The organism is Spiroplasma sp. Moj (assembly GCF_016082285.1).
In the GTDB taxonomy this organism is placed as follows: Bacteria; Bacillota_I; Bacilli_A; order Mycoplasmatales; family Mycoplasmataceae; genus Spiroplasma; species Spiroplasma phoeniceum.
This window is the reverse complement of record NZ_MQTY02000040.1, coordinates 1-8372: the sequence shown is the minus strand read 5'-3', so window position 1 is coordinate 8372 and position 8372 is coordinate 1. Positions and strand designations below refer to the sequence as shown.

7 protein-coding genes and 1 pseudogene are annotated in these 8372 nt (G+C 24.6%); 3 read left to right on the top strand and 5 right to left on the bottom strand.

All coding sequences use genetic code 4. From position 1 onward, the window contains the following. Positions 1-789 (bottom strand): IS481 family transposase (locus BST80_RS02790; protein WP_415745871.1); only part of this gene is annotated, 789 nt, incomplete at its 3' end. A 173-nt stretch (positions 790-962) separates the two neighbouring features. On the opposite strand from BST80_RS02790, the gene BST80_RS02785 reads away from it, so the two are divergent. From BST80_RS02785 to BST80_RS02775, 3 genes are all read left to right on the top strand, one after another. Beyond that, positions 963-2816 carry an ABC transporter permease gene (locus BST80_RS02785; protein WP_415745870.1) on the top strand — a complete coding sequence of 618 codons (1854 nt, stop codon included), beginning with the start codon at positions 963-965 and terminating at the stop codon, positions 2814-2816. A 25-nt stretch (positions 2817-2841) separates the two neighbouring features. Then, entirely contained in the window at positions 2842-3819 is a 978-nt protein-coding gene (locus tag BST80_RS02780) for an ABC transporter ATP-binding protein (RefSeq protein WP_415745869.1), read from the top strand. 215 nt (positions 3820-4034) lie between these two features. Beyond that, positions 4035-4853 carry a threonine/serine dehydratase gene (locus BST80_RS02775; protein ID WP_415745872.1) on the top strand — a complete coding sequence of 273 codons (819 nt, stop codon included), beginning with the start codon at positions 4035-4037 and terminating at the stop codon, positions 4851-4853. Positions 4854-5095: 242 nt separating this feature from the next. On the opposite strand, the gene BST80_RS02770 is transcribed toward BST80_RS02775, so the two are convergent. From BST80_RS02770 to BST80_RS02755, 4 genes and pseudogenes are all read right to left on the bottom strand, one after another. Further along, complete coding sequence (locus tag BST80_RS02770) at positions 5096-5827, bottom strand: hypothetical protein (RefSeq protein ID WP_415745868.1); 732 nt, start codon at positions 5825-5827, stop codon at positions 5096-5098. A 14-nt stretch (positions 5828-5841) separates the two neighbouring features. Beyond that, on the bottom strand, positions 5842-6600 hold the full coding sequence (locus BST80_RS02765; RefSeq protein WP_415745867.1) for a hypothetical protein: 759 nt from the start codon (positions 6598-6600) through the stop codon (positions 5842-5844). Between the two features lie 12 nt (positions 6601-6612). After that, a complete protein-coding gene (locus BST80_RS02760) occupies positions 6613-7182 on the bottom strand; it encodes a hypothetical protein (protein WP_415745866.1) in 570 nt (189 codons plus the stop codon). 350 nt (positions 7183-7532) lie between these two features. Beyond that, positions 7533-8372: pseudogene (locus BST80_RS02755) on the bottom strand (hypothetical protein); the annotation flags it as partial.

Genomic DNA, 8372 nt, shown 5'->3' with positions numbered 1-8372 from the left:
TTCCGGTCCATTATCAGTTCTAATTCTTTTTATTTTAATTTTATTATTTAAAAAATCATTATAAGCTTGATTAAAAATACCAATTGCTGATGATTGNCCCTTATTTTCAGATAAATAAGCAAGACCAAAGCGTGATTTTTCATCAATAAAATCATATAAATATAAATTACGTTTAAAACCAGTCATATTTGGTGTCAGAATTTTAATATCATGTTGTAGATGGCCTAATTCATGCATTTCATAACGTTTATAAATCCTAATTTTCTTGTTTTTAGGATAAAAATTATTAAATTCTTTATTTCATTTCATTAAAGTTTTAATGTTATGTTTAATTACTTCATTTTTATATGTGAAAAATCCAGCTAAAGTTAAATTATAAAATTCATAAATTCCAGTTCCATATTCTTGGCGATATTTTTTCATCATTTTTGCAACAGCAATTTTGTAAGTTTTTGAATAATGGTTATTAATTTTAATTGGTCTCGTTGGTTTTTTAGCTAAAACCAGAAAATTTAATTTTTCTTTAAGACAAAGTTGAATCTTTTTAGCTCAATTATAAAAAGTTTGTTTTGACTTATAAAATAATTTAATTAAGCTATTTAGTGAATTTTCATATAAATAGTATTTCTGACATAAATTAAAATAATTAATGACATTTTGATAAATATAATTTATTTCTTTTGTAAGTTTTTGTTGTAAATATCATTTTTTTATTTTTCGTTGTAATGAATATAATTCATTTTCAGTTGGAATGCTTGTTACCATATACTTTTTCATTTTAATCTCCATTCTAATTTAAAGACTAAATCAGTGGTCTAAAATGTATATGGTTTTCACAATTTAAAAATTAGTTATACTAGTAAAACAAATTAAAAAATGATAAAATACATATTGTATGAATACCTTGCTATAAAATTAAGAGACATAAATTGAGTAATTTAAGAAAATAGATGGAGAATAAAATGCTTAAAAAAGGTAAATCAAATTCATGATATTCAATAATATCATTTTCAATTTTTAAAATCCGCCGTTCAATGGCAGTTTGAGTTTTAGTGTTATTNTCACTTGTTTTATTTGGTGCAATTGCAATTACTCTTTTTTTATCTTCAACAAATATTTATGATTTTTTAAAAAATTTTCAATACGGAGTGTTTATTTTTAATAATATTTTATTATTATTGTTTGTGTTGTTAGTTATCATTAAAATTTTTGGTCGAGAATTTGAAGATGGGACATATTTACTTTTAATTTCCAAACCATATTCTCGATTTACTTTATTTTTCTTAAAATTAATTTCACTTTGAATTTTGATTATCTTTTTCTTAGGAACAATTATTTTATTTGCTTTAGGAATTGGTTATATTGGTTATTTAATTAATAATGATCCAGAGTATTTACAAGTTTATCAAAATTTATTATTGAAATTATTTTTATATTCTTTAGCATTATCTTTTTTTGCATCAAGTGGTATTTTATTTGCGGTAACTTTTTTAAATTCACAAGTAGTTTTATTAATTGTTGTTATTTTCTGTAGTTTATTTTTAGTTGGTGGGATGCCATATTCGTTAATTATGAGTTTAGCTAATACAATTGATTTATCATTTGTTGACACCAATATGACTAAACAGCCTTATCCTGTNCATATTATTAAAAGTACAATTAATTTTAAAAGAAATTTAGAAAAAAAATTAATTAAATATGATAATTTAACTAGCAAAATTTGAGATTTTTATAATTCGTGAGATTATGATGATTTAGATAAAGTTTTTAAAACGCGAGACTATGAAAATATTACAAGTGATCCTACTTTGCGAATTAAACGATTAGAATTTTATCAATNATTAGGTTTAACAAAACCAAAAGAAGCTAGTTATACAATTAGCCAACTTAATAAGTGAGATAAAATAACAAAATATAAATATGATAATAAGGATGAAACCATTTTTGAAATTATTAATAAANTTGGCGGAAGTAATCTTCAAATGAAAGTAAACTTTGCGACAAATTTCTTTTTCAAATCACCAGGAGAATTAGATTCAAATAATGAAATTCATCAAGAATTACTTGATGCTATTAACTTTATTGGAAGAAGTGCAAAATCGTGAGACTTGTATCTTAGAACAAATGATTTAAATGGAAATTCATTATTTTACTTTGATTTAAATAAATCCTATTATAGTTTATCATCATCTGATAGTAAAGTAGGAACAGAAGAACGAAAGTTATCTGAGCCAAATGGATTTAATCCAGTAAATGTTTTTCGTTCTGAATTTGCTCGAACTGGGATATCACCAGTTGATTCAGAATATGATAATGGTACTGAGTTTCAAGATTGAATTCTTAATTATTTTGGCGCCGAAGATAGAATTGAAGATGGTTTTGAAATTAAAACACTTTATGTTTTAAGAGAAATTGAAATTAATATTTTAAAAAAAATAATAGATTATAAATTACTTGAAGGTGTACCAATTAAAATAAATACCGAATGACAAAAATATGATGATTTAATTCAAACTTATGAATTAATTTCTAAAATTAATATTATTGAACATTGAAATCAAATTTGAACAAGTTCTTTATCATATGTTCCATTTTGATTTGAACCATTGCAACGAAGTAATATTGATTTTAGTGTTCAAAACAATTATTTAATGAGTTATCAAGATTTCCCAATAGCATTACAACAAGATAAAAAAGTTGACCTTGATGTACCACCATTTTTAAATATTAATTTATTGTTATATGTTTATTTAGGAATATCTGGTTTATTTTTAATTAATGCTTATTTAATTTTACGTCGCAAAAATATTACTTAAGGNAGGGGAAAGGAGATGTTAAAACATGAATAATAATGCATTAGTACTTAGCGATGTGGCAATTGCTTCGCGTAATTTTATCAAAAAGTTTAAAAATAGTATTGTTGGTCCATTTAATTTTAATGTTAGTCGTGGAAAATTACATGCCATTTTAGGTGCTTCTGGAAGTGGAAAAACAGTTTTCATTAAATCTTTAATTGGTGGTTTAAAGGGATTTCATGGTGATATTACAATTTTTGTTAAAAAAGCAACAAAAATTAGTATGAAAAAAATGATTGGTTATGTTCCTGAGTTTGTTACTTTTCCTGAAAATATTAGTTCTTATAATTTTTTAAAATATTTAGGAAAAACAAATGGTTTACGAGGGAAATATCTTCGTGACCGCATTGAATATTTAATGAAATTATTAGAAATTTGAGAACACCGTGATAAAGATGTTAATTCATTTTCATCAGGAATGAAAAAAAGAGTAATGATTATTCAAGGTATTATTCATGATCCTGAAATTTTAATTTTAGATGAACCAGAAGCGGGATTAGATATTAATAATCGAAAAAAAATTATTTTTTACTTAAAACAATTAACACTTCGCGGTAAAACTGTCTTTTTTTCATCCCATTTACTAGATGAAATTAAAGACTATATTGATGAATTTACAATGGTAATGAATGGAACGCAAATTTATACGGGGCAATTAGCTGCCTTTAATATTAAAAATAGTTATTATCTAGTGACTAATAATCCTCAAGCAATGATTCGTTATTTTAATTCAAACCGAGTACCAAACTGATATGATCGAGCAAATAATTCGTTAAATTTTGTTTTAAATTCACCATTACATTTATATTATGTTACTCAATATGCATTAAAAAAACAAATTAAAATTGCTAAAATTAGTGAAGTTGAATTTTCATTTGATTTTCTATTACAAAAATTAAATATTACGCTACCTCCTAATATGACTACTAATCGTAAATTATGAAAGAAACAGTTGAAGAAATAGCAACAAGGTTAATTAACCAGCATAAATTTTAAATGTAATTATGTAACAAAATTAAAGAAAGTAATCTTTAAAAATATTTTAATGGGCATTAAAGTATTTTTTTATTATAATTAAATTAGGTCCAATATTTAAAAAAGAGCAAATTGTATGGAATTTGATATTTCAAAAGAAAAAATTGAAAGTACATATAAAAAAATTAAAAGCCATATTATTATATTAAAACACCATTGATTTTTGCAACAAAATTAAGTCAAATTACGGGCAATGAAGTATATCTAAAATTAGAAAACTTACAACGTGCCGGTTCATTTAAACTACGTGGGGCGTTAGCAAAAATGATGGAACTAAAACATGAAATAATTGCAAAAGGAGTAGCAGCAAGTGCTGGGAATCATTCACAGGGGGTTAGCTTTGCAGCTAATTTATTAAAAGTGCCAGCAACAATCGTGATGCCGCAAACAGCACCAATTAGTAAAATTAATGCCACAAAAAATTATGGTGTTGAAGTAATTTTACATGGTGATTTTTTTGATGATGCTAACAAAAAAGTATTAGAAATTGCTAAAGCAGAAAATAAAGTTTTTGTTCATGCATTTAATGACCTTGATGTTATTAGTGGCCAAGGGACAATTGCAATTGAAATTTTAGAAGAATTACAGGATCTTGATTATGTTCTTGTTCCAATTGGTGGGGGCATTTTGTCAGGGATTGCCACTTATATCAAAGCAGTTAATCCAAAGTGTAAATTAATTGGAGTACAAACCCAAAATGTTCCAAGTTATTATGAAGCACGAAAAATGAATAGACCATTTTCTGTTCAAGGTAAATTGTCAATTGCTGATGAAATTGCTGTTAAACAATGTGGGGATATTACTTTTAATATTTTAAATAAACATGTTGATGATGTTATTTTAGTTTCAGAAGCAAAAATTGCAGAAACAATTTTATTTTTATTTGAAAATTGTAAAATTGTGGCGGAAGGAGCCGGTGCGGTAACAACTGCTGCCATATTATTTAATAGACTTCTTGCATAACCTAGTTATTTTAAAATTCCTATAAAATATATTTAAAATAGAAATTATAGGAATCTAAAATTATGAAATTTGATAAATTTGATTTTATTAAAAGTGGCTTGTTTTATTCCTGTTAATCGGAATAATTCTTTATCATTAATAAAATCAAATTTATCAAATTTCATAATTTTAGATTCCTATAATTTCTATTTTAAATATATTTTATAGGAATTTTAAAATAACTAGGTTATGCAAGAAGTCTATTATTCTTGTTTAGATGATTTTAAAACTTCTTGTTCTTGCTCTTCTAAAACAGGTTTTTGTACATAAATATTTTTCTTTTTTTCCTTTAAATGATTTAAACTATACTTTTCTTTATTATACTTAATCGTTTCTAATTCAACAAGGCGCTGACGTCGTAATTCTAAAGTTGCTAATTTTGTTTCTACTTGTTTCATTTGTTCTTCATCTGCTAAATACTCAAATTTTTTTCGTAAAATTCATTGTTTTTTTACTTCACGTCATAATAAAAAATATGATAAAAAAATTACTAAAAAACAAATAATAAGTAAAGTAAAACCCACAATAAAATAATTATTCATAGTGTTAAACATATTCATAAAAATTACTGCTAAGGTAAAACATGTTGTATAATATATTATTGCAAAAATACTTGAAATAATAACTCAACTTTTTAAAATAGCTGCTTTTTTTAATTTTACATATGGCAAACCAATAAAACAAAAGAAAAAACAAGCACAAATTAGACCAACAATACCAGCAATAATATAATGTAATTCATAAGTTCGATGGGAAATAACACCTGTTAAATTTTTAATATTATTATAAGCCATTGCACAACCAGCACTAATAAAATAACCCATAAAAGTTCCTAAAATTGAAAAACTAATAACTAATAAACGTGTTGCAACTTCAATTCGTGTATTTCATTGGAGTGCTAATTCATCTAGTTTTGAACTAATTTTTGTTAACATAATAGTTTTTCTCCTTACTCTCTTAGTGCTCTAATTTGGTTTGATATTTCATTTTCTAATTTGGTTTGATATTTTTTACGATCACTTTTTAAAAATAAGCACCCCAATATAAAACAACAAAAAGCAACAATCGCAATTGAAGGTAAAACAAATGGGTTAATATTTAATCCAGCAACTGAATTTTTAGCATAAATAAATTGTAAAATAGCTAATCCAAGAATTGAAAAGCAATTAATATTACCAACAATACTAACAATAATTATTCAAATATTAACAGTTTTTAATGTTTTAATAATTAAAATTGGAATTGTTATAAAAAAGAATGTTGTAACCCATAAAATAGCTAATAAAATAATTATTCCAATTACAATTGGTTGACCAATTACTACAATTTGATCAGTAAATGGAGTTTTAAATTTGGATAATAAAGAAATAATAAATTGTGCTCCTACCTGCCCTAACGTTGGAATATATATTAGAGCAACTACAATTAACAATAATTGTGAAAAGACAATTAAAGTTCTCGCTATTGTTTCACTTTTAGTAGAAAAATAATACTTACTTGCTTCAATGTTGTATTGGTAAGGTAATGGACGAATTTGTTGCTTTCGATTTAATTCATATTCCCCTAATGATTTTACGGTGTGATCAATAACAGTTTTATCTAAATTTTTTAAAACTAGCGGACAATTATCAACAACAAACTGCATTTTTTTTACTACTTTTGCTGATTGTTCTTGATTTATTGTTTTACTATTTTCTGTTTTTTTCATTAAAGCACCTTCCTATTCAACTATATTTAATTTAGAACTAAAATCTAAACTTTCAGCAACAGCAAGGTTAATTCGTTTCTGCTGACGAATTGCTGAGAATCATAATAAAAAACTACCTCAAAATAACATTAACATACAAAGTCCAGCCATAATTACCCCTGGTAAATTTAGCCGAACAGGAATATAAAGATATGCAATAATGCTTAATCCTAACATTAGTAAAACAAAGATGCATCCGACTGTATTAAAAATAATTCCAGTTACCTTTAAAAGGTTAATATTATGAACAATTAATGTTGGAACTATAAATATTAAAGAAAAGATAATTCCAAACAGAGCAATAACAATGGTAAGACCACGAAAAACACCATCAGCTAAACCAAAATTATTAAAAACGGCAGGAATTGGTAATTTACTAGTTGCAATCATTGCTAAAGAAGCTGATACAATAATAATTACTCCTAGCATAACCGCTTGTCCAATTAAAATCATAATTCTAGCAATAACTTCCATTGGTGTAGTAAAATACATTCTTGTTAACCGAACATTATTTTTTTGAAAATCTTGTGTTGCTTTCTCCATCAATAATCACCTAATTTAATAATTTCTCCCTTGTTTACAATGATTATAGCATTTTCTTTTAAAAATACTATCTTTCTTAATAAAAGCTTAGAATAAATTTTTAGGTACCGGCTATACATAAAAAAGCAAGATTAAACGATTAAAATGCCACCAGAAAATAATCATTAATCTTGAAGTTATAAACTATATTAGACAAAAATTAAAGTTACGTTGATTATCAGAATAAATTTTATGAGAATATCAAACAAAATATCATGAAAAATTAGGACCCAGTTTATCAGAAAAATCACTATATGCCTTATATTATTTAACTGATTTTTTTATAATTCTTCTTGTATTTTTTTAAGGTCTTATTCTACTAAATCAAATTCTTTTTTTACTTTTTCTAATTTTACTTTTTCATAATTAAGTTTTTGTTTTGTAACATTTTTATCTTTTATTGTATAACTATTATTTTCTTTTCTTAAAAAGATTTCATAATCAAATGTTTTTATTATAAATTCGTCTTTTTCTTCATTATATTTTTCTTCTGTTTTTATATATTTTTCTGCTGCTGGTTTATATTCTGCTTGTGCCTTTTCATATTCTTGTTTTGAACTATGAAAAGATGTTTTTATTTCAAGTTTTTCTTCTTCTTCACAAAATATTTCCGATGTATTTTCACCAACAACTCTATTTTTTCTAGAGGGATCAGCAGTGTCTCAATATCCATGGTCATATCCAGAATAGGAAGTAATTTCTATTGCTTGATTAACATCTAAGTTCCATGTTAAATTATAATAATAACTAAAATGCTCTCAAATTAAATATGCCAAAGAACTTATATCCGCATCAGTAATTGACCCGCCTAAGCCAGAGTGATCTTCTTTGGCAAAAAAAGTAATTTTAATTGTTAATTCAAATAAAAATTCTTCTTTCAGATTTAAGAAAAATAAATTATTTATTTCTTTTCAAGTATCATTTGTTATTGTTAGTTTTAATTCATCACTACTTAAAAATTTATAATATTTTTCAATTTCATTGATTCTTGTATTAGTCCTTTTATATATAAGTTTTTCTTTTTCTTGTTTTAATTTTATTTTTGCATTATTAAATTCTTGTTTTTTAGTTGCTATTTTATTTTTTACAATAGACTTCTTGCATAACCTAGTTATTTTAAAATTCCTATAAAATATATTTAAAATAGAAAT